Origin of the sequence: Endozoicomonas sp. G2_2, from assembly GCF_017744135.1 — a bacterium.
GTDB lineage: Bacteria > Pseudomonadota > Gammaproteobacteria > Nevskiales > Salinisphaeraceae > Salinisphaera.
This window is the reverse complement of sequence record NZ_JAGHQU010000002.1, coordinates 211,273-233,422: the sequence shown is the minus strand read 5'-3', so window position 1 is coordinate 233,422 and position 22,150 is coordinate 211,273. Positions and strand designations below refer to the sequence as shown.

At 63.8% G+C, this 22,150-nt stretch carries 22 protein-coding genes; all 22 read right to left on the bottom strand.

What is annotated here, in order from left to right; genetic code table 11:
- Window positions 1–4 precede the first annotated feature (4 nt).
- On the bottom strand, window positions 5–1,315 hold the full coding sequence (tolB, locus tag J7355_RS03265; protein ID WP_209059906.1) for a Tol-Pal system beta propeller repeat protein TolB: 1,311 nt from the start codon (window positions 1,313–1,315) through the stop codon (window positions 5–7).
- Window positions 1,312–2,382 (bottom strand): cell envelope integrity protein TolA, encoded by a 1,071-nt coding sequence (gene tolA, locus J7355_RS03260; protein WP_209059905.1) that lies wholly within the window; start codon window positions 2,380–2,382, stop codon window positions 1,312–1,314. The genes tolB and tolA overlap by 4 nt, the downstream gene beginning before the upstream one ends.
- Complete coding sequence (tolR, locus tag J7355_RS03255) at window positions 2,383–2,823, bottom strand: protein TolR (protein ID WP_209059904.1); 441 nt, start codon at window positions 2,821–2,823, stop codon at window positions 2,383–2,385. It abuts the gene before it with no gap.
- A gap of 21 nt (window positions 2,824–2,844) precedes the next feature.
- Window positions 2,845–3,606: a protein TolQ gene (tolQ, locus tag J7355_RS03250; RefSeq protein ID WP_247739733.1), complete on the bottom strand. Its 762-nt coding sequence runs from the start codon at window positions 3,604–3,606 to the stop codon at window positions 2,845–2,847.
- Window positions 3,603–4,022 carry a tol-pal system-associated acyl-CoA thioesterase gene (gene ybgC, locus J7355_RS03245; protein WP_209059902.1) on the bottom strand — a complete coding sequence of 140 codons (420 nt, stop codon included), beginning with the start codon at window positions 4,020–4,022 and terminating at the stop codon, window positions 3,603–3,605. The genes tolQ and ybgC overlap by 4 nt, the downstream gene beginning before the upstream one ends.
- Window positions 4,012–5,067, bottom strand: a complete 1,056-nt coding sequence (gene ruvB / locus J7355_RS03240) for a Holliday junction branch migration DNA helicase RuvB (protein ID WP_209059899.1) — start codon at window positions 5,065–5,067, stop codon at window positions 4,012–4,014. Before ruvB ends, ybgC begins: the two co-directional genes overlap by 11 nt.
- A 2-nt stretch (window positions 5,068–5,069) precedes the next feature.
- Window positions 5,070–5,690, bottom strand: coding sequence for a Holliday junction branch migration protein RuvA (ruvA, locus tag J7355_RS03235; protein WP_209059897.1), 621 nt, complete (start codon window positions 5,688–5,690; stop codon window positions 5,070–5,072).
- On the bottom strand, window positions 5,687–6,199 hold the full coding sequence (ruvC, locus tag J7355_RS03230; RefSeq protein ID WP_209059895.1) for a crossover junction endodeoxyribonuclease RuvC: 513 nt from the start codon (window positions 6,197–6,199) through the stop codon (window positions 5,687–5,689). The genes ruvA and ruvC overlap by 4 nt, the downstream gene beginning before the upstream one ends.
- Before the next feature lies 1 nt (window position 6,200).
- Window positions 6,201–6,950 (bottom strand): YebC/PmpR family DNA-binding transcriptional regulator, encoded by a 750-nt coding sequence (locus J7355_RS03225; protein WP_209059892.1) that lies wholly within the window; start codon window positions 6,948–6,950, stop codon window positions 6,201–6,203.
- Window positions 6,951–7,045: 95 nt separating this feature from the next.
- On the bottom strand, window positions 7,046–9,043 hold the full coding sequence (locus J7355_RS03220; protein ID WP_209059890.1) for a KUP/HAK/KT family potassium transporter: 1,998 nt from the start codon (window positions 9,041–9,043) through the stop codon (window positions 7,046–7,048).
- Window positions 9,044–9,049: 6 nt separating this feature from the next.
- The gene (lpdA, locus tag J7355_RS03215) at window positions 9,050–10,489 is read right to left on the bottom strand and encodes a dihydrolipoyl dehydrogenase (protein ID WP_209059889.1); all 1,440 of its coding nucleotides are present in this window, start codon (window positions 10,487–10,489) and stop codon (window positions 9,050–9,052) included.
- Between the two features lie 42 nt (window positions 10,490–10,531).
- Window positions 10,532–11,851 carry a 2-oxoglutarate dehydrogenase complex dihydrolipoyllysine-residue succinyltransferase gene (gene odhB, locus J7355_RS03210; RefSeq protein ID WP_209059888.1) on the bottom strand — a complete coding sequence of 440 codons (1,320 nt, stop codon included), beginning with the start codon at window positions 11,849–11,851 and terminating at the stop codon, window positions 10,532–10,534.
- 61 nt (window positions 11,852–11,912) lie between these two features.
- Entirely contained in the window at window positions 11,913–14,810 is a 2,898-nt protein-coding gene (locus tag J7355_RS03205; protein ID WP_209059887.1) for a 2-oxoglutarate dehydrogenase E1 component, read from the bottom strand.
- A 136-nt stretch (window positions 14,811–14,946) separates the two neighbouring features.
- A complete protein-coding gene (gene galU, locus J7355_RS03200) occupies window positions 14,947–15,852 on the bottom strand; it encodes a UTP--glucose-1-phosphate uridylyltransferase GalU (protein WP_209059886.1) in 906 nt (301 codons plus the stop codon).
- Window positions 15,853–15,896: 44 nt separating this feature from the next.
- Complete coding sequence (locus tag J7355_RS03195; RefSeq protein WP_209059885.1) at window positions 15,897–16,784, bottom strand: MaoC/PaaZ C-terminal domain-containing protein; 888 nt, start codon at window positions 16,782–16,784, stop codon at window positions 15,897–15,899.
- Between the two features lie 64 nt (window positions 16,785–16,848).
- Window positions 16,849–17,676 (bottom strand): c-type cytochrome biogenesis protein CcmI, encoded by an 828-nt coding sequence (ccmI, locus tag J7355_RS03190; protein WP_209059884.1) that lies wholly within the window; start codon window positions 17,674–17,676, stop codon window positions 16,849–16,851.
- Window positions 17,673–18,155 (bottom strand): cytochrome c-type biogenesis protein, encoded by a 483-nt coding sequence (locus J7355_RS03185; RefSeq protein ID WP_209059882.1) that lies wholly within the window; start codon window positions 18,153–18,155, stop codon window positions 17,673–17,675. Before J7355_RS03185 ends, ccmI begins: the two co-directional genes overlap by 4 nt.
- Complete coding sequence (locus J7355_RS03180) at window positions 18,155–18,691, bottom strand: DsbE family thiol:disulfide interchange protein (RefSeq protein ID WP_209059879.1); 537 nt, start codon at window positions 18,689–18,691, stop codon at window positions 18,155–18,157. Before J7355_RS03180 ends, J7355_RS03185 begins: the two co-directional genes overlap by 1 nt.
- Window positions 18,691–20,658 carry a heme lyase CcmF/NrfE family subunit gene (locus J7355_RS03175; protein ID WP_209059876.1) on the bottom strand — a complete coding sequence of 656 codons (1,968 nt, stop codon included), beginning with the start codon at window positions 20,656–20,658 and terminating at the stop codon, window positions 18,691–18,693. The genes J7355_RS03180 and J7355_RS03175 overlap by 1 nt, the downstream gene beginning before the upstream one ends.
- Window positions 20,655–21,119, bottom strand: coding sequence for a cytochrome c maturation protein CcmE (gene ccmE / locus J7355_RS03170; protein WP_209059873.1), 465 nt, complete (start codon window positions 21,117–21,119; stop codon window positions 20,655–20,657). The genes J7355_RS03175 and ccmE overlap by 4 nt, the downstream gene beginning before the upstream one ends.
- On the bottom strand, window positions 21,112–21,264 hold the full coding sequence (gene ccmD / locus J7355_RS03165) for a heme exporter protein CcmD (RefSeq protein WP_209059871.1): 153 nt from the start codon (window positions 21,262–21,264) through the stop codon (window positions 21,112–21,114). The genes ccmE and ccmD overlap by 8 nt, the downstream gene beginning before the upstream one ends.
- Window positions 21,257–22,009, bottom strand: a complete 753-nt coding sequence (locus J7355_RS03160; protein ID WP_247739732.1) for a heme ABC transporter permease — start codon at window positions 22,007–22,009, stop codon at window positions 21,257–21,259. Before J7355_RS03160 ends, ccmD begins: the two co-directional genes overlap by 8 nt.
- Between the last annotated feature and the right edge of the window lie 141 nt (window positions 22,010–22,150).

Genomic DNA, 22,150 nt, shown 5'->3' with positions numbered 1-22,150 from the left:
GTGTTCAGTAACCCAGCGGTCCCCAAGCCGGCTCGCGGACTTCGCCACTCTGCGACAGACGCGAGCGCGTCTGACCATCCGTGGAGACCGTAGCCAGTTCGTTGTTGCGTCCCTGGCGGGCGTAGATGATCGCCTGGCCGTTGGGCGCGAAATCCGGACCATCATCGAGCGGACCCTCGCTGACAATGCGGATATTATTGGTCTGCGTGTCCATTACGGCAATACGGAAACCGTTGCCGCTTTTCTGGACCATCGTGATTTGCTCGCCATCGGGCGAATAACTGGCGCGCTGGTTGCTCTCGCCCTCGAACGTCAGCCGTTCCACCTGGCTGCCGTTGCTGCGCATGCGATAGACCTGCGGCTTGCCGCCACGGTCCGAGGTGAACGCAATGTAATTGCCGTCGGGCGACCAGTTGGCCTCCGTATCGATGGCGCCGTTGTTGGTGAGCTGCGTGAGCTGGTTGGTACCCAGGTCGTAGCTGTAAATGTCCGGATTGCCGCGGTACGACAACGTCATCGCCAGACGACGGCCGTCCGGCGACCACGACGGCGCCCCGTTGATGCCCTCACGCGAGGAAATTTCGCGGATATTACCGGTGGCCAGATCCTGTACCCGAAGGCTGCTGCGGCCACGATTGATATCGAAGGCCACGTACGCGATCTTGCTGCCGTCGGGCGACCAGGACGGCGACATGATCGGGTCGCGCGAGGAATAGACCGTCGCCGGGTTGTTGCCGTCGTAATCGGACACGATCAGCCGATAGCGCAGCCCGCCATTTTCCTTGGCCATCGTGATGTAGGCGATGCGCGACAAAAAATAGCCCTTCTCGCCAACGAATTTTTCGTAGATTAGGTTCGCGACCGTGTGCGCCGCGTCGCGCAGCTCGTTACGCCCGGCGTTGATCTGGAAGCTCGCAATCGAACGGCCCTGATACACGTCGAGCAGGTCGAAAGTGATGCGATAGCCGCCCTGACCATTCGGCGCCGCGGAACCCACGACCAGGTTGTCGACCGAGGACGTACGCCAGTTGTCGTAGTTCACCTGATCGGCGCGCGTGGGCTTGGCGACCATGTTCCGGCGCTCGAAGACATCGAAAAGGCCGGTGGATTCAAGATCGTCGCTGGCCACCTGTGCCACGTCGACCGGCAGCTGCCCCCCATCGCTGCCAAAGGGCGCGATCGCGATCGGGATCGCGCTCTGGGAGCTGTCGGTGATATCGACCTGCAATGCTGCCTGGGCCGGTGCCGCTGCAGTCAGCACGAGTCCGACCAGGGCCGTGAAGGCCACATAAGTTCTGGCTAGAGATTTCTTCATTGATCCGGCTCGAAATTGAACTCGATTTCAGGTGAAAACACGCTGTCCGACGGCGCACGTGGCAACGGGTCCGACTTGCGAATCGCCTGCTCCACGGACCGATCGACCGCTGCGTTGCCGCAGGAGCCCAACAGGCGAAATCCGGTAATCTGGCCGCCCGGCAGCTGGTTTACCCGTACTTTACAGGAAATATTGCGTGCACCCGGCGGGCGCAGCCAGTTCGACTCGACGCGGTCCTTGATCGCCTGCACGTATGCGCCCAAGGCCTGGGAATTGCGTGCGTTCGTGCGTCCGGCCGCTTCGCGCTGCATGGCTTCGCGCATGGCCGATTCCCGGGCCGCCTGCTCCGCGGCGGCACGGCGCTGTGCTTCCTCGCGCGCTTTTCGGGCCGCTTCCTCGCGGGCACGTTTTTCGGCTTCGGCCTTGCGCTGCGCTTCTTCGCGCGCCTTGCGTTCCGCCTCGGCCTTGGCTTTGCGCTCGGCCTCGGCTTTCTTGCGCGCGGCCTCAGCCTTCGCTTCGGCTTCGGCCTTGCGTTTCGCTTCGGCCTGGGCTTTTTCCCGCGCTGCCTGTTCTTTTGCCTTGCGCTCGGCTTCCGCCTTGGCCTTGCGCTGCGCTTCGGCTTTCGCCTGACGTTCAGCCTCGGCCTTGCGTTCGGCCTCGGCTTTGCGCTGCGCTTCAGCTTGCGCCTGTTTCTCGGCTTCGGCCTTCTCGCGGGCGGCTTCGGCTTTCGCTGCCGCGGCCTTCTCCGCCTGCGCCTTTTCCCGGGCTGCCTGCTCCTGCGCCTGTTTCTGCTCGGCCTTTTCCGCTGCCTTGTCAGGCTCGGGTTCTTCCTCGGGCTCGGGTTTCGTCTCCGACGCGGGCGATACCGGCTCCGGCATCGCCGGCATGTCCGTATTCACGGCATCCGGATTGACAACCGACGCCTTGACGATCTTCTGCCCGTGATTGCCGCGCGAGGACGAATCGCTCACGAAGTTCACGCCCACCACGAGGACGACCGCGATGAGCACGTGCAGCCCGACCGCGAGCAGTACCGACCGCCAGTTGTCAGCGAGCTTTCGAAACATTCAGCGTTCGGTCTCCGAGTCGTCAATACCGTCGGTGAGCAACCCGACCTGCTCGGCACCCGCGCGCTGCAGCATCACCATGCCGCGCACGACATTGCCGTAGGATCCCGCGCCATCGCCACGAACGGCCACCGGGGCATCCGGACGCGCGCGGATCACGCGGCTGGCGATATCGGTCACTTCGTCGGGTGACAGCGCCGTATCCGGGCTTTCGCCCACGTTGAGGTATAGGCCTCCGTCGCTGGTTACCGACAGCACGATCGGCTCGTTTTCCTGGCTGAAATCGATCGTTTCGGCCGGCGCCTGCGGCAGCTCGACCTCCACACCGGTGGTCAGCAGCGGCGCCGTCACCATGAAAATGATCAGCAGCACGAGCATCACGTCGATATACGGTACGACGTTGATCTCGCTCGCCAGCCGGCGTTTTCCTCGAATACCCATCTGAGTTGTCCCGTGGAAAGCCTAGAGTTCCGGCGGGGTGCGAACCGGTTCCGGGTTCGCGGCCGGTCGCGGTTTTTCGCTGGCCGTGCGGGTGGCCGGGCTGGCAGCGTTCATGCCGCGCTCCACGATGCCCGACATCTCTTCCATGAATGTCTGGAAGCGGTTCTCGATGAAGTCGACCTTGTTGCTGAAGAAGTTATAGGCCACGACCGCCGGAATGGCGGCGAACAGGCCCATGGCCGTCGCGATGAGGGCTTCGGCGATACCCGGCGCCACCATCGACAGGCTCGCCTGCTTGACGTTACCGAGGGCGATAAATGCACTCATGATGCCCCAGACGGTACCGAACAGGCCGACATAGGGGCTGATCGAGCCAATCGTGGCAAGCATCGCCAGGCCGCGCTCCAGGCGCTCGAGCTCGCGCGAAAGCGCGACGCGCATGGCGCGCTGGACCGACGGTACGGTTTCCTGCGGTGTGGCGTGCCCCCCGCTGCGTTGGCGCTTGAGTTCTTCGTAGCCGCCGCGGAATATCGATGGCATGCCGCGGCTGGTGTCGGCCTGCTGCTGGGTTTCGGCGTAGATGTCCTTGAGGTTGCCGCCGGACCAGAAGCGGTCCTCGAACCACTCCATGTCGTTCTGCGTCTGCTTGAGCAGCCGACGCTTGGAGAAGATGACGATCCACGATGCGACGGACGCCAACAGCAACGAGAGCATGACGAGCTTGACCAGCAGGCTCGCCTGCATGACCAGTCCCCACAGGGACATGTCGGTCGCAACGTTCATTCCATCTCCTTCTGAGAAAATTCGGGCAGCGCGCAAGGCCGGAAGTCGCGAATTCTGACACAGGCGACCGTGAATAGTGCCTTAATGAGCAGCCGATTCTTACAATGAATCTCCTGCTCGAAGACAATGCGTGCGCGCCGTCGTTCCGCAACGCGCGTGCGCACGTCGAGCGTGTCGTCCAGACGGGCCGGCGCCTTGAACTGCATGGCGACATCGGCAAGCGTGAAGGCCACGCCATGGTCGTCGGCTAGTACACGATGGCTATGGCCGTGCGCCTCCAGCCAGAGTGTCCGGGCCCGCTCGAGATACTTGAGATAATTGGCGTGATAGACCACGCCGCTGGCGTCCGTGTCTTCGTAGAAGACACGGATGCGCGTCTCGAATGCGGGTTCGATGTGCGCGCGTTCAGACGCCATCGTCGCCATCCTCGAACAGGTCCGCGCCCGGCACCTCGCGTCGGGCGGGTTGCGGCAGGCCGAAATGTCGATAGGTGGCATGCGTGGCCAGCCGCCCGCGCGGCGTGCGCATCATGAACCCCTGCTGGATGAGGTACGGCTCGATCACGTCCTCGATCGTTTCGCGCGCTTCACCTATCGCGGCGGCGAGACTCTCCACGCCCACCGGGCCGCCGTCGAACTTCTCCACCAGCGCGCCCAGCAGCTTGCGGTCCATGATGTCGAAACCGTTGTCGTCGACCTTGAGCATGTCCATGGCCTGCTGCGCGACCGCTTCGCTGACGCGACCATCCGCACGCACTTCCGCGTAGTCGCGTACACGGCGAAGCAGCCGATTCGCGACTCGCGGCGTGCCGCGCGCGCGACGGGCGATCTCGCCGGCGCCGGCATCCGCCATCTCGACGCCGAGAATCTGGGCGGAGCGCTCGACGATACGGGCGAGGTCCGCGTGGGAATAGAATTCGAGCCGCTGCGCGATCCCGAAGCGATCGCGTAGTGGCGACGTCAGCGCGCCGGCACGCGTCGTGGCGCCAACCAGGGTGAACGGCGGCAGGTCGAGCTTGATCGAACGCGCCGCCGGCCCCTCGCCGATGACAATATCGATCTGATAATCCTCGAGCGCCGGGTAGAGCACTTCCTCGACAACGGGCGACAGGCGATGGATCTCGTCGATGAACAAGACATCGTTGGGTTCGAGATTGGTGAGGAGCGCGGCCAGATCGCCCGGGCGCTCGAGTACCGGACCCGAGGTCTGGCGAAACCCGACCTGCATTTCGTTCGCGATCACGTGGGCCAGTGTGGTCTTGCCCAGCCCCGGCGGGCCGAAGATCAGCACATGGTCGAGCGCCTCGCCGCGTGCACGCGCGGCGCTCACGAAGATCTCCATCTGCTCGCGAACGCTGGCCTGGCCAATGTATTCAGCCAGGCCGCGCGGGCGCAGTGCCCGATCGATGCGGCTGTCGTCGCCCTGCTCGGTTGCGCCGATGAGACGTTCCGGCTCTTCCATGGTCAACGTACCGCCCGGCGCAGCGCTTCGCGGATCAGCGTTTCGCTATCCATGCCCTCGGCCTCGATACCGCCCAGCAAACGTTCCGACTCGGCCGGCTTGTAGCCCAGCGACATGAGCGCCTGGCGCGCGACCGCCTTGGCGTCGCCAGCGCCGCTCGCGCCGTCGCCACCCGGCGCCGCGGGCGCCAACGCCGGCGCGATCGCGCTGCCGGAGAGCTTGTCGCGCATCTCGACCAGCAGGCGGGCCGCCGTTTTCTTGCCCACGCCGGGCAGCCCCGTCAGACGGGCGGCGTCGTCGGCTTCGATAGTGGCGACGAAATCGGCCACGCTCATGCCCGAGAGCACGGTAAGCGCCAGTTTCGCGCCGACGCCCGACACCTTGATCAGTTCGCGGAAAAGGCTGCGCTCGTCGTTCGTGGCAAACCCGTAGAGCAGCATGGCGTCTTCACGTACGACCATCTGCGTAAGCAAGGTCACCTCGCCGTTGCCGGCCCCCGCGTTCTGTCCGAGCGTGAAAAACGTGGACAGCGGCGCCTCGACTTCATAGCCGACGCCCCCGACATCGATGACCAGCCGGGGCGGCTGTTTCTCGATGATCCGACCGCGCAGCTGGCCGATCATGCCCGACGCCCCGTGGTATTCGCGGCAACCCGCATACGCGAAGCCGTGCGCGCGTGGTGGATATGACAGATCGCCACGCCCGCCGCGTCGGCGGCATCGGCCTGGAGCGCGTCCTTCACGCCAAGCAGTACTTTCACCATGTGCTGAATCTGGGTCTTGTCGGCATGCCCACGCCCGACGATTGCCTGCTTGATCTGGGTGGGCGTGTATTCGGACACCGGCAGCCCGCGCGCCGCCCCGGCACAGATGGCCGCCCCGCGCGCCTGGCCGAGCTTGAGTGCGCTTGCCGCATTGCGCGAGACGAACACGTCTTCGATGGCCATTTCGTCGGGCTGGTATCGTTCGATCACCTCGCGCAAGCCCTCGAAGATGAGGCCCAGGCGGCTCGGGAAATCGGTGCGCGGCAGACGAATGCAGTCGATGACGATGGCGTGAGGCTGGGCCCCGGATTCGATAACGGCGAAGCCGGTGATCGTCGAGCCGGGGTCGATCCCGAGTATCCGGGGCATCCTAGGCGGGCGCGCCGGAAAGCGTTTCTTCATCGAGCTCGGCGTTGCTGTAGACGTTCTGGACGTCGTCCAGGTCCTCGAGCGCGTCGAGCAGTTTCAGGCAGCTCTGGGCATCCTCGCCCTGCAGATCGACGGTGGTCGCCGGGCGCATGGTCACGTCCGCCGCATCGGGCGCGAAACCCGCGGCTTCGACCGCGGCCTTGACGGTGTTGTACTCGTCGGGCGAGGTCAGCACGTCGAACGAGCCGTCCTCGTACTCGACCAGATCCTCGGCGCCGGCATCGAGCGCGGGCGCGAGTACGTCCTCGTCGTCGTTTTCCGGCCCGTAGGTGAGCACGCCCTTGCGATCGAACAGATAGGCCACGGAGCCGTCCGCGCCCAGATTGCCGCCATTGCGATTGAACGTGTAGCGAACCTCGGACACCGTGCGGTTCTTGTTGTCGGTCATGCAGTCGACCATGATCGCCACACCGTTCGGGCCGTAGCCTTCGTAGCGGATCTCTTCGTAGTTGTCGGCCTGACCGTCGCCGGTACCGCGCTTGACCGCGCGTTCGATATTGTCCTTGGGCATGTTGGCGGCCAGCGCCTTGTCCCAGGCCAGCCGCAGGCGCGGGTTGTCGTTCGGGTCGCCCCCGCCCATGCGCGCCGCGACCGTGATCTCGCGGATGAGCTTGGTGAAGATCTTACCGCGCTTCTTGTCCTGGGCGTTCTTGCGGTGCTGAATATTCGCCCATTTACTGTGGCCTGCCATGATGCCTCGTGGTTGCGCTGCAAACCGTGCGCTGATTCTAACAGCCGCGCGCCGTTCGAATACGGCCGCACACGGTGTGAAAACGGACGTTGCGATCAGATCTCGATCTGGATGCCGAGCTCCACGACCCGATCCGGCGGAATATGATAATAGGCGGTCGCCCGCGTGGCGTTGAGCGCCATGAACGCGAACATGTGCTCGCGCCATACCATCATGCCCGGAACCTCACTGGTGGGAATCAGCGATTCACGCCCGACGTAGAAGGTTGTCTCGTCCAGATCGACGTCGAGATCGAACTCGCCGGCGAAACGCAGCGCCACCGGCACGTTGCTCGCCTGCATGAAGCCGTAATAGACCTGCAGCCGATAGACGCCCTTGCCCAGGTTCTCGATCTTGAGCCGATCCGCGGCGGCCACGCGCGGCACGTCCAGCGTATGCACCGTGAGCAGGATCACCTGTTCGTGCAGCACCCGGTTGTGGCGCAGATGATGCAGCAGCATGGGCGGCGTCTTCTTGCCCGCGTCGGTCATGAACACCGCGGTGCCCTCGATACGCTTCGAGGTGTCCGCCTCGATGGATTCGATGAAGTCTTCGAGCGGCTCGGTATCGCCACGCAGCTGACGCCCGACGAGCTCACGCCCACGCCGCCAGGTGCCCATGATGAAGAAGATGGCCCCGGCCACGACCAGCGGGTACCAGCCGCCTTCGGGCACCTTGAACAGGTTCGCGCCGAAAAACGCCAGGTCCACGACCAGAAGCAGTACGGCTATGACCGCCGCGACACGCGGGAACCAGTCCCAGCGATAGGCCACGAAGAACGCGAGAATGGTGGTGATCACCATGTCCATCGACACCGCCACGCCATAGGCCGCGGCGAGGTTGCTTGACGACTGGAAGCCGAGCACCAGACCGATGGTCGCGGCCATGAGGATCCAGTTCATGAACGGGATATAGACCTGGCCGTAGGACTCGTGCGAAGTCTGCACGATATTCAGGCGCGGCAGCTGACCGAGCTGCACCGCCTGGCGCGTAAGCGAGAACACACCCGAAATCACCGCCTGCGACGCGATTACGGTCGCCAGCGTGGCGAGCCCCACCACCGGATAGAGCGCCCACCCGGGTGCCATCTGGTAGAACGGCTGCGTAATCTCCGGATTCTCGAGCATCATCGCGCCCTGACCGAAGTAATTCAGCACCAGCGCCGGCAGGACCAGAAAGAACCAGGCCAGGCGAATCGGCGCGAGGCCGAAATGGCCCATATCCGCGTACAGGGCTTCGCCGCCGGTGACCACCAGAAACACGGTACCCAGCACGAGAAAGCCCGCGAGCCCGTTGGACTGGAAAAAGCCGATGGCGTGGAGTGGGTTGAGCGCCGCAAAGACGCCGGGGTGCTGGATAATGCCGTTGATGCCGAGCAACCCCAGCACGACGAACCAGGTCAGCATCACCGGGCCGAACATCGACCCGACCGCGGCCGTGCCGCGCTTCTGGATGAGAAAAAGGCCGATGAGAATGGCGATCGTGATGGGCACCACGTAGGGCTTGAATGCCGGCGTGGCGACTTCCAGACCCTCGATCGCGCTGAGCACCGAGATCGCCGGCGTGATGGTGCCGTCGCCATAGAGTAGCGCCGCGCCGAAAAGGCCTAGCAGCATGAGCAGATATCGGCGGCTTTTCTTCTCGGTCTTCCAGGGATTGAGCAGCGCAACCAGGGCGATAATGCCGCCCTCACCGTTGTTGCTGGCGCGCATGACCACCGCGAGATACTTGATCGAGATCACGATGATCAACGACCAGAAGATCAGCGACAGCACACCGAAGATATTGGCTGGCGCGACGGCTATGCCGTCGTGAGCGAAAAACGCCTCGCGCAGGGCATAGATCGGGCTGGTGCCGATATCGCCATAGACGATGCCCAGCGCGGCAAGACAGAGGAAGGGCAGCGACTGCCCTTCCCCGTGTTCTTCGTCTTTCGTATGACCGCCGCCGTCGCCGTTACCGGACGCATTGGCGCGGGCGTTGTCGCCATCCTTCTTGCCCGCGCCGTTCTTGCTGCCCTTGGCTAACGATCGATCCGCTTCTTCGGCGGTCATCCGCGCCTACTTCTTGCCGCGCTTGGGCGGGAAGTGGATCGGGCGGCCGTCGACGGCGAGCGCCGTCTCGTGGACCGTCTCGCCAAGCGTCGGGTGGCCATGGATGATGCGCGCAATATCCTCGCTCGACGCCTTGTATTCCATGGCGACGACCATTTCCTGCACCAGCTCGGACACGTACGGGCCAATCATGTGCACGCCGAGAATTTCGTCGGTGTTGGCATCGGCGATCATTTTGATGAAACCGCCCTGCTGGCCGAGTGCCTTCGCGCGGCCGTTGGCGGCGAACGGGACCTGCCCGACGCGGTAATCCGTGCCCGCGGATTTCACCTGTGCTTCGCTCTTGCCGACCCAGGCCATCTCGGGATGGGTATAGACCACGGACGGGATCACGTCGTAGTTGAGATGCGGTTTCTGGCCGGCCAGGATTTCGGCGACCGCCACGCCCTCTTCCATGCCCTTGTGCGCGAGCATCGGGTTGCCGATCACATCGCCCACGGCATATACGCCCGGCAGACTGGTACGGAAGCTGTCGTTCACATCCACGAAGCCCTTGTCGTCGAGCTCGACGCGCGCGCCCTTGGCGCACAGATCCTTCGTGTGCGGCCGACGCCCCACGGCAACGATCAGACGATCGAACGTCGCCGACTTGGATTCGTCACCCTGGGTGTAGTCGACCTTGACCGACTGCTTGTTCACCTTGGTCGCGGTGACGCGCGCACCGAGCTGGATATCCAGACCTTGCTTCTTGAATGCCTTGAGGCCTTCCTTGGCGACGTCGCGATCGGCGATCGGCATGAAGTCATCCACCGCTTCCAGCAGCGTCACTTCGCTGCCCAGACGCGACCACACGCTGCCGAGTTCCACGCCGATATAGCCGGCACCGATCACGCCGAGTTTCTTCGGCACTTCGTCCAGCTCGAGCGCACCCCAGGAATCCACGATGCGATCGCCGTCGAACTTCGCGATATCGAGTTCGACCGGCTCCGAGCCTGCGGCGATGATGATGTTTTCGGTGGTGAAGGTCTCTTCCTTGCCGTCGTGACCGACGAACAGCACTTCACCGGAGTCGACCACCTGCCCGCTGCCGGCAAACGACGTCACGCCGTTGGCCTTGAACAGGCTGCCGATGCCGCCGGTCAGCTGTGACACCACGCCAGCCTTGCGCTTCTGCATCTGGCCCAGATCGAGTTCCACACCGCTGGTCTTGATGCCGTGATCCGCGAATTCGGAGTTGGCACGGTCGTACAGCTCGCTGGATTCCAGCAGTGCTTTCGAGGGGATGCAGCCGGCGTTGAGACAGGTGCCGCCCAGCGAAGGCTTGTCGTTGAGATCCAGCCATTTATCGATACAGGCGACGTCCATGCCGAGCTGCGCGGCGCGAATGGCGGCGACGTAGCCTGCCGGGCCAGCGCCGATGACGACGACGTCGAATTTCTTGCTCATGCTCTTCCTTGCAATAACGTGTAGCGGGCGCGACGTGCGGCTCTAGACCTGCAGCAGCAGGCGGGCCGGGTCCTCGATCAGTTCTTTGATCGTGCGCAGGAACAGCACCGCGTCACGGCCGTCGATCAGACGGTGATCGTAGGACAGGGCCAGCATCATCATCGGCCGCACCACGATCTCGCCATCGACGACCACCGGGCGTTCCTTCGTGGCGTGCATGCCCAGGATCGCCGCCTGCGGCGGGTTGATGATCGGGGTCGACAGATAGGAGCCGAACACGCCGCCATTGGTGATGGTGAACGTGCCGCCGGTCATCTCGTCCATCGTGACCTTGCCTTCCTGGGCGCGCTTGCCGAGGTCGCGGATCGTGGATTCGACGTTGGCATAGGACATCTGGTCGGCGTCACGCAGCACGGGCACCAGCAGGCCACGCGGCGAGGACACGGCAACACCCACGTCGTAATAGCCGTGGTAGACGATGTCGCCCTCGTCGATCGAGGCGTTGACGATCGGAAAGCGCTTGAGCGACTCGACCGCAGCCTTGACGAAGAAGGACATGAAGCCGAGGCGGACATCGTGGTCCTTCTCGAACTTGTCCTTGTACTGGTTGCGCAGATCCATGACCTGCTGCATGTCGACCTCGTTGAAGGTCGTGAGCATGGCCGTGTTCTGGCTCGCGTCGAGCAGACGTTCGGCAATACGCTGACGAATGCGGGTCATCGGCACCCGCTGTTCGGTGCGCTCGTTGGGCGCGTCGGCGAGCGCCTGACGATCGGCTTGCTCGGACACCGCCTGGGCTTCGCGTTCGGACTGGGCACCGTCGCCCTTGCCTTCGGACTTGGCTGCGCTCTGCTGCGACGCCTTGCCGCTGCTCTTGTCGTCGATCGCCTTTTGGACGTCGGCCTTGGTGATCCGGCCATCCTTGCCGGAACCCTCGACATTGCGCGCGGCGATGTCGTTTTCATCCATCAGCTTCTTGGCCGCCGGGCTGGCGACCGGTTCGTCGGCGTCGGCCTGATCGGCGTCCTGGTCGTCGGACTTCGACTCGGACGCGTCGCCCTTTGTCTTGCTGTTGTCCGAATCCTGCTGGTCGTCGCCGTCATCGTCGCTGCTGGCGGCGCCCTCGCCTTCTTCGACGATCGCCAGCACGTCGCCGGCCTTGACGGTATCGCCGGCCGACACCTTGATTTCGGTCAGCACACCGGCCGAGGTGGACGGAACCTCAAGCACGACCTTGTCGGTTTCCAGATCGACGAGATTCTCGTCGCGGCCGACCTTGTCGCCCTTGTTCTTCTGCCATTCACCCACGGTGGCTTCACTGACGGATTCCGGAAGCTCCGGGACTTTGACTTCTGTGGCCATGCTTGTCGTTCCTAACTTGTCGAGATCTTTGAGTACGCAGACGTCGTGTTACGTGTTCGCGTCACTTCTTCTTTGAGCGGGGTTTGCGTGTCTGGGCCTTGCCCTTGTCGACGAGGCGTTCGCCACCGAGCAGCGCCGCTTCGATGACCGCTTCCTGCTGTTTCACATGCAGCTTGTGGTAACCCACGGCCGTGGTCGCCGCCCCCGGGCGCGTGGCATAGAGCAGTTCATGACGCTCGGCCAGCGGCACCTGCAGACGGTGCTTGATCTGATACCACGCACCCTGGTTCTCGGGCTCTTCCTGGCACCACACGACCTCGTCGGCGTTCTTGTAGCGCTCCAGGACCGCGGCATAGTCGTTGGCCGGGAACGGATACAGCTGCTCGATACGCACCAGCGCCACGTTGTCGAGTTCGCGCTCCTCACGGGCCTGGTAGAGATCGTAGTAGACCTTGCCGCTACAGAAGACGACACGCTCGATCGCGTCGTCGTCGACGCTGTCCGGCTCGTCGATGATGAAGTTGAACTGCCCTTCGGCCAGGTCTTCCAGCGTCGAGGTGGACAGCCGATGACGCAGCAGACTCTTCGGCGTGAGCACCACCAGCGGCATGCGCAGGTCGCGCACCATCTGCTGGCGCAGCAGATGAAACCATTGCGCCGGCGTGGAGGGGACACAGACCAGCATGTGCCGCTCCGCGCACAGCTGCAGGAAGCGTTCGAGGCGTGCCGACGAGTGCTCCGGCCCCTGGCCTTCGTAACCGTGGGGCAAAAACATCACCAGCCCGCACAGCCGGCCCCACTTGGCCTGACCGCTGGAAATGAACTGGTCGATGATCACCTGGGCACCGTTGACGAAGTCGCCGAACTGCGCCTCCCAGATGGTCAGCGTCGCCGGATCGGCGGTCGCGTAGCCGTATTCGAAACCGAGCACACCGGCTTCGGACAGCAATGTGTCGTTGACCGTGAATACCGCGTTGTCGCGCCCCACATGGCGCAGCGGAATGAATTCCTGGCCGTCCTTCTGGTTGTACAGAACCGAGTGCCGATGGAAGAAGGTGCCGCGACCAGAGTCCTGGCCGGACAGACGCACATTGAAGCCGTCGTCCAGCAGGCTGGCATAAGCCATGTGCTCGGCGAAGCCCCAGTCGATCCGTGAGGCGCCGGCGGCCATCTTGCCGCGGTCGTCGATGATGCGCTGTGCGCGCTTGTGCAGTTCGAAGCTGTCGGGCAGCTCGTGGAGCTTCGCGGCGAGCCGCTGCAACGTCTCGACCGGCACCGACGTGTCGACCACATGCGACCAGTGATCACGGCTGTAGCGTGCCCAGTCCACCGTGTGCTCGTTGCCGACCAGGCCGAGCGTCGTACGCGAGATGTTCTTGCCTTCATCGAGGCCGTCGCGATAGGCCTGCGCCAGCTTCTCGGCCTCGTCGTCGTCGATCACGCCCTCGGCAGCCAACCGGCCCGCATACAGTTTGCGGGTGGTCTCCATCTGCTTGACCTTCTGATACATCAGCGGCTGCGTGACCGCTGGCTCATCGGCCTCGTTGTGGCCGTGGCGCCGGTAACAGATCATGTCGATGATCACGTCCTTGCCGAACGTCTCGCGATAGTCCATCGCCAGACGAGTGACGAACACCACCGCTTCGGGATCGTCGCCGTTGACGTGAAACACCGGCGCTTCGAGCATCTTGGCGATGTCCGTGCAGTACTGCGAGGTACGCGAGAACTCGCCGAGCTTTGCGGTGATCGGGTTCTGCATCGTGAAACCGAGCTGGTTGTTCACGATGATGTGCACGGTGCCGCCGGTGGCATAGCCTTCGGCCTGCGACAGCTGCAGCGTCTCCATGACGATGCCCTGGCCGGCGAACGACGCGTCGCCGTGGATCAGGACCGGCAGGATGGTGTCGCCGTCGTCGTCGTGACGGCGCTCCTGGCGCGCCTTTACCGAGCCCTGCACCACCGGGTTCACCGCTTCGAGATGCGAGGGGTTGAAAGCCAGCACGAGATGCACGCGCTCGTCCTCGATCTCGATATCGGTCGAAAAACCGAGGTGATATTTGACGTCACCCGACATTTCGAGATCGTCGAGATCGTAGTCGCCCTCGAACTCGGCGAAGAGTTCCTGCGGCGACTTGCCGAGAATGTTCACTAGCACGTTCAGACGCCCGCGGTGGGCCATGCCGATCACGATCTCGTCGACATGACTGCGCGCCGCCGAGCGCACCACTTCATCGAGTGCCGGAATCATGCTGTCGGCACCTTCCAGCGAAAAACGCTTCTGGCCGACGTATTTCGTATGCAGATAGCGCTCGATGCCTTCGGCCGCGGTCAGCTGCCGCAGCACTTCGCGCTTTTCCTTGTCTTCCAGGCGACGCTGGTCGACGCTGGCTTCCAGGCGGCGCTGGATCCACCGTTTCTGGCGCGTGTCGGTGATGTACATGTACTCGGTGCCGATCGTGCCCGTGTACACGCGCTTGCAGATATCGATGATGTCGCGAAGCGGCAATTCGTCGGCTTCGGTAAACAGCGAGCCGGTGTTGAACACCGTGTCCATGTCGGCTTCGCCGAGACCGTGAAAGGCCGGGTCGAGATCGGGTACCGCCGGGGGCTGATAAAGACCGAGCGGGTCGAGATCCGCCGCCTGATGGCCGCGCACACGATAATAGTTGATCAGGCGCAGCACGCCGGCCTGCTTCTGCGCGGCCTGTTGGGACATGCTGGCCCGGGGGCGAGCGCCCTGGCCCGCGGATGCCGCAGTATCGACAAACGAGTCGCGAATGGGGCTATGCGGAATATCTTCCGCGCCATCGCCATTCAGACTCTTGAAATATTCGCGCCAGCTGGGCTCGACTGAATCCGGATCCTTGAGATACTGCTCGTAGTAGGCCTCGACGTAGGCCGCATTGCCACCGAAGAGCGGCGAATTGGAGATGAACTTCTCGTTAAGTTCGCTTTTCATAAAGAAGGCTCGTGGCCGCATGGAGGCGCCGGGGTCGCCTCGTTCAAACCGTGCCGCTTGGGCGCCTGCCGGTAGGCGTTGTCGCGGCTCATGATAACAAACCAGGGAACGCGCCGTTGTGTTTTACAACGGTCGATCAGGCGCTTTTCTCGGTGCTGTCCTCGTCGTCCCAGCCGGAGGTCAGGTTCTTGAGGTAATCGCGGAACTCGTCGCCGATCTCGTGATGCTGCAGGCCCATCTCGACGTTGGCCTTCAGATAGCCGAACTTGCTGCCGCAGTCATAACGCGTGCCTTCGAATTCGTAAGCCAGCACGGTCTGCTCGCCCATCAATGCCTCGATGGCATCGGTAAGCTGAATCTCGCCGCCTGCGCCCGGCTTGGTCTTGTCCAGCAGCCTGAAGATTCGCGGCGTGAGAATGTAACGGCCGACCACGGCCAGGTTGGACGGCGCCTTGTCCGGGTCCGGCTTCTCGACAATGCCGCGAATTTCCGACAGCCCGGGGCCGATCGGCTCGGCTTCCACGATGCCGTACTTATAGGTTTCTTCCCAGGGCACTCGCTGGACCGCGAGCACGCTCGTGCCGTACTCCTGATAGACGCGCTGCATCTGTGCCATGCACGGCTGGAACGAGCCCGCGATCAGGTCGTCGGCGAGAATGACGGCAAAATCCTGGTCACCGACGGCGGGCAGCGCGCAGTTGATCGCGTGACCCAGGCCCATCTGCTCGGGCTGGCGGATATAGACGCAGCTGATTCCGGGCGGCAACACATCCTTGACGGCCTGCAGCAGCTCTTCCTTGCCCTTGGCCTCGAGCGTGGCCTCCAGCTCATAGTCCCGATCGAAGTGATCCATGATCGAGTTCTTGGTGTGGCTGGTGATGAAGACCATTTCCTCGGCGCCGGCGGCGATCGCCTCCTTGACGGCGTACTGAATCAGCGGCTTGTCGACGACCGGCAGGATTTCCTTGGCGCTGGCCTTGGTGGCGGGCAGGAAACGCGTCCCCAGTCCGGCGACCGGGAAGACGGCTTTACGAATACGCATAAACGATTCCTTTGGCTCGAAGGCCCTACAAAACGAAATAGTCGTCAGATATAGCGAACATCGCCCAAAAGATGGAGGATGTCGCCTTTCTGGTTGGTTAATGCAAAATTGGCGCCGCTATCCGTGAGGCTGTAGGCGAAGCGTGCCTTGCTGGGCAGAAAGACCGGTTTCTTGAACCCCAGCGACAACGTATAGGCCGCCTGCTCGAGCTGCGGTTCGAGTTCGGCCGCGGCGCGCGCCTTGGTCCACATGCCCGTGGCGATCGCGCGCGGAAAGCCGAACAGCTTCGCGCTCAGCGAGTGCAGATGAATGGGGTTGTAGTCACCGGCTGCACCGGCGTAGCGCCGCCCGATATCCGCGGGCACGTCCCACTCGCTGTGCTCCGCCGGCTCGAACGGCAGCCCTTCCTCTTGTGTCTTGCGTGGCTTCGACGACCCGCCGGACACGCTGGTCTTCTGACGCGACAACATGGTGCCGGTGGATTCCCACACCAGATCCCCGGCTCGATCCCGCACCCGGGTCACCAGCCCGAATTCGACGCCTTTGGCAACTTCGGTATGGCCACCGACGCTGACTTCGAGCTGCAGCTTTTCCGCCGCTTCGATGGGGCGATACTGGGTGATCTCGTTACGCACGTGGATCAGCCCCAGCAATTTCAGCGGGAAATCCTTGTGCGTCATCACGGCCATATGCAAGGGAAAAGCGAGCACGTGCGGATAGGTCACGGGCAGATGTGGCGTATGCCGAAAGCCACAGACCTTTCTGTATTTGGCGAGTTCCTCGGCCCGTACTTCCAGGTCCGGCACCTCGGCGACGATGTCGGGGATCGTCTCGCCCTTGGACAGACCGCCGGACAGCGTCGTCGCGGCTTTCAGGTACGACGGCGCGACCGCCGGCAGGGATTCGTATTCGAGCCGTGTCTCGTTGGCCATGCGTTATATCGTAGATAAGCGTTGGTCGGGACGGTAACCCCTTTGTCGGGGCGAGACAATACGATCAACCCCCCTGCAGTGCGGGTTTGTCGCCCGCGAGTTCGGCGCGACGATTGCGCACCATCTCGGCAAACTCCTGCGGAATGTCCTGCGCGAGCAGCCGGTCCCAGTAGTCGATCGCTTGAGCCGACTCGCCGCGTTCGGCAGCGGCCAGCCCCAGATACCACAAGGCCTCGCTGCTCTCGGCATCGAGTTCGAGCACACGGCGGTAAAGCTCGGCGGTACGCCCCTGCAGATCATCGGTCGCCTGCAATGTGGCCGCCGCCTCGGCCGCCAGAATCGGCGCGCGGGGCTGCGGCATCGCCGCGTTGATCTCGCGGTAGTTGCGGGCCGCGGCGGCAAAGTCGCCGGTCGCCTGCTGGGCGCGGGCAAGCATGGCGCGAGCCTGAATATCGTCCGGGTTATCCGCCACGCGCTGCTCGAGTTCACCGATCATGGTCGCGATGTCCGGCATCTGTTCGCCGGTCATGGCCTGATAGTCGCCCAGATACCAGTAGGTCGCGCCACTGCCGCCCACCAGCAGCCCCGCGATCAGAAGCGTGGCCAGCCAGGGCCGTGACGCGCTGCGCGGCTGCGCGATCAGCGCCGGTGTTTCGTCGACGTCTGCCAGCAGGCGCGCGCCCAGTTCGTCCTTTTCACGCTCGGCTTCGACGCGGTTCATGCGACCCGCGCCGACCTCGCGCTCGATCTCGTCGTAACGTTGGTGATAGATCGCGATATTGGCCTCGCGACGCTTGTCTGGCGAAGGCGTGCCCGCACGCCAGAGCGGCACGAGTACGAACACAAGGCTCGCGACGACCAGCAGCGCCGCGAATACGAGAAACTCGGTCATGAATGCTCTCGAGAGGAATCGTCGTCGTCCGCGGCGCCGCGTTGCGCCTCGGCGTCAAGAAGGCGTGACAGGCGTTCGCGATCCACGGCCGGCGCGGTGTCGGCGCTGTCGCGGCGCCGGCGCATGATCACGAACACGACCAGCAGGCCGAGCGCGAGCAGAACGAACGGCCCGGCCCAGAGGATGATCGTGTTCGCGTTCAACGGCGGATCGTAGAGCACCCACTCACCGTAGCGATCGACGAGGTATTGCTTGATCTCGGCGTCGCTGCGCCCCGCCGCGATCTGGCCTGCGACCACGGCCCGCAGATCCTGGGCGAGCGGGGCGTCGGATTCGGCGATGCTGCGGTTCTGGCAGATCAGGCAGCGCAGCTCGGCGTTGAGTTCGTGATAGCGCGCCAGCGCCTCACCTTCAAGATCCACCGCCGAAGCGCCCGTCGCCCAGCCGATCGCCAACAGCAGAACAATCAGCCAGCGCATCACGATCCAGAGGCCTTGAGCCGTTCGAGGGTGGGCACAAGCGTGTCGTTCATTTCGTCACGCGTGATGGCGCCGACCACCTTGTAACGAATGGTGCCCTGGCGATCGACGACGAAGGTCTCCGGCACCGCCGCCACACCCCAGTCGATCCCGACCTCGCCGCTGCGATCAAAGGCGACCACGGCGAACGGGTTGCCGTACCGCCCCAGCCAGCGCAAGGCGCCCTCTTTGGTGTCCTTATAGTTGAGTCCAACCACCGGCACGCCGGTACGACGCGAGATTTCGGTGATCAAAGCATGTTCGGCGCGACAGGCCACGCACCAACTCGCCCAGACGTTGACCAGTGTGACCTTGCCCTTGAGATCGGCCGTACGAATGCGCTCGCGATCCGAGGCGAGCGTGGGCAAATCGAATTGGGGTGCCGGCTTGTCGATCAGCGCGGATGGGAGAACATCCGGTCGCCGGGTCAGCCCGTAACCGAGCAGCACGATCAGCATCAGCACGACGACGACCGGAATGACGAGCCGCCAGCGCATCACGCGTAGGCCGTCTTTCGCGGGCGATCACTGGCCACCGCCTTGCCGGCGCGCGCGCGACGCCGGTAACGCTTGTCCGACAGGGCCAGCAGCCCGCCGAAGGCCGACAGGAACGCGCCGCCCCAGATCCAGCGAATGAACGGTCGATGATAGATGCGCACGCTCCAGGCATCGCCCGATAACGGCTCGCCCAGCGAGACGTAGAGATCACGCCAGAAGCCGACATCGATACCCGATTCCGTCATCGTCTGGCCGCTGGCGTTGTAGCGACGCTTCGACGGGTAGAGCTCGGCGATCTGCTCGCCATCCTTGCGAACCACGAAATCACCGACCTCGGCCACGAAATTGGGGCCCTCGACATGGCGCGTGCCCAGGAAGGTGAAATCGTAACCCGCCATCGATGCACTTTCGCCCGGCGCGAGACGCACATCATGCTCGCCGCCGAAGCCGCTCACCAGACTGATGCCGATCACGAACACGCCCACGCCGACATGCGCAAGCGCCATGCCGAGCACGTTGCGCGGCAGCATGATGCGGCGTCCGCGGCAACGTCGGACGACATCCTCGAGTGCCGTGGCAATGGCCCAGCACCCGAGTACACAGCCTGCGATCGCGGCCAGCGCGCCCGCGCCGACAGTCAGCAGCGGCATGGCGACCCCCAGGCCGATCGCGATCAATAGCGGCACCCAGAGCCGCGACCGAAGCACTTCAGCACGCGTACGCTTCCACGCCATCACGGCAGCCGCCCCCATCAGAAGCACCAGCGGCGCGGTCAGCGGGATGAAGACCTTGTTGAAATACGGCGGGCCTACCGAGATACGCCCCATACCCAGCGAATCCGCGAGAATGGGATACAACGTGCCCAGCAGCACGCCGGCCGCGGCCACGACCAGGAAGATGTTGTTCAGCAGCAACAAGCCCTCGCGCGACAGCGCAGCCACGGGCTCGGTGCCGGCCTCGAACTGCGGCGCGCGTATTGCATAAAGCAGCAGCGAGCCGCCGATCACGATCGCGAAGAAGGCGAGAATATAAACACCGCGTGCGGGATCGGTGGCAAACGCGTGCACCGAGATCAGCACGCCCGAACGCACCAGGAATGTCCCGAGCAGCGACAGCGCGAAGGCGCTGATCGCCAGCAGTACGGTCCAGCTCTTGAAGATGCCGCGTTTCTCGGTCACCGCCAGCGAATGGATCAGGGCGGTGCCGACCAGCCACGGCATGAAGGACGCGTTCTCGACCGGGTCCCAGAACCACCAGCCGCCCCAACCGAGCTCGTTGTAGGCCCACCAGCTGCCCAGGGTCACGCCAATGGTCAGAAACACCCATGCTGCGGTCGTCCAAGGGCGCGTCCAGCGGGTCCAGGCACTATCGACACGCCCCGTCAGCAATGCCGTGATCGCGAACGCGAACGCCACGCAGAAACCCACATAGCCCATGTAGAGCATCGGCGGATGGATCACGAGGCCGGGATCCTGCAGCAGCGGATTCAGATCGCGCCCTTCGGCCGGCGGCGGGAACTGACGCGTGAACGGGTTGGAGGTGAATAGCGTGAACAGCAGAAAGCCGACACTCACCGCGCCCATCACGGCGAGCACGCAGCTCGCCACTTCACGCGGCAGTGTCCGGCTGGCCGCAGCCACGGCGAGGCTCCAGCACGACAGCAGCGTCATCCACAGCAGCAGCGAGCCCTCGTGGGCGCCCCATACCGCGGCGATGCGATAGAACCACGGCAGATGCGTATTCGAGTTCGCCGCAACGTAGGCCACCGAGAAATCGTTGCCGTAGAAGGCGAACGCGAGCGCGGCAAAGGCGATGCCGAGCATTGCGAACTGGCCGATCGCCGCGGGTGCCGCCACCGCGAGGCAATCCGTGCGCGAGCGCGCGAACCCGTACAGCGGCACGACGGTCTGAATCGTCGCCAGGCCCAAGGCCAGGATCAGCGCGAAATGGCCGATCTCCGGAATCATCGCTTGGCCTGCATATTGGTCGGCATGCAGCTTTCGCCTTGCTGGTTCTTCATCGCTTCTGCCACGTCCGGCGACATGTAGTTCTCGTCGTGCTTGGCCAGCACTTCATCGGCAACGAACTGACCGGATTCGTTCAACGCGCCATAGGCCACGATACCCTGCCCCTCGCGGAACAGATCCGGCAACGTGCCCTTGAACTGGACCGGCACGCTGGCCTCGCAGTCCGCGAGCGTGAAACGCACCAGCAGATCGTCGTTGTTGCGTTCGACCGAGCCATTCTCGACCAGACCGCCGATACGAAAACGCGTGTGGGTCGGCACCTCGCCTGCCGCGATCTCGCTCGGCTGGTAAAAGTAGAGAATATTTTCGCTGAATGCGGTCAGCGCGAGCGCGACCGCGGCGGCCAGTCCGACGAACAGGCCACCCACCAGCATCAGCCGACGGCGTCGGGTCCTAGTCATCGAATTCCTCGTTCTTGATACGCCGCGCGATGCGCCGGTGCGCGATCAGCGGGCCGAAGACATTGCCCAGCAGCACCACGGCGGCAATACCGTAGCTGCTCCAGACATATGCGGCATAGCCGCCCATTGCCCAGAAATCATCCATCGGAGAAAAGCCTTTTCACCCAGCGACTACGCCGCTCGCGCCAGAGCAGTTGCGCGCGCATGCCCCAGAGCGTGAGCCAGCCGAAGATGAGCGTGAAACCGAGCGCGGCACACAATAGCGGCACGAGCATGTCCATTTCCATGGCCGGACGGCCGAACCGCGTGACCGTCGGCCCCTGATGCAGCGTATTCCACCACTCCACCGAGTAGTGGATGATCGGCACGTTGATCACGCCGACCAGCGCCAGCAGCGAACAGGCGCGCGCTGCGGTGCGCGGCGACTCGATCGCGTTATGCAGGGCAATCACGCCGAGATAGAGAAAAAGCAGGATCAGCTCGGACGTCAGGCGCGCATCCCACACCCACCAGGTGCCCCACATCGGCTTGCCCCAGATCGAGCCGGTGACCAGTGCGAGGAACGTGAAGCTTGCGCCTACCGGGGCGGCCGCCACGAGGAATATCTCGGCCAGCTTGAGCCGCCAGACCAGTGCGACGAACCCCGCCACCGCCATGCTCGTATAACCGAACAGCGACAGCCAGGCGCTCGGTACGTGAATATACAGAATGCGAAACGCATCGCCCTGCTGATAATCGACCGGCGCTTCCACCAGGCCGCCATAGACGCCATAAGCGGCGAGCAGCACGCCAGGCACGGCAAGCGCCAGCGCGATCGGCCGGCTGATGCGATAGAAATACGGCAGCGACCCGAAGCGGTGCAGCCAGAGCATGAACGCGGACTTTGCCAAAACGCCTAGCCCGTCTCGTTGCCTGAGAGTTCTGTTGCCTGTCGACGCATATGCTTAGCGCGCGATGCGCGTTCTCCTGTCTATTGTTTTCACTGCGATCCGCACAGCGCCTCGGGTTTCGACAGCGCGAGCGGCGTTGCG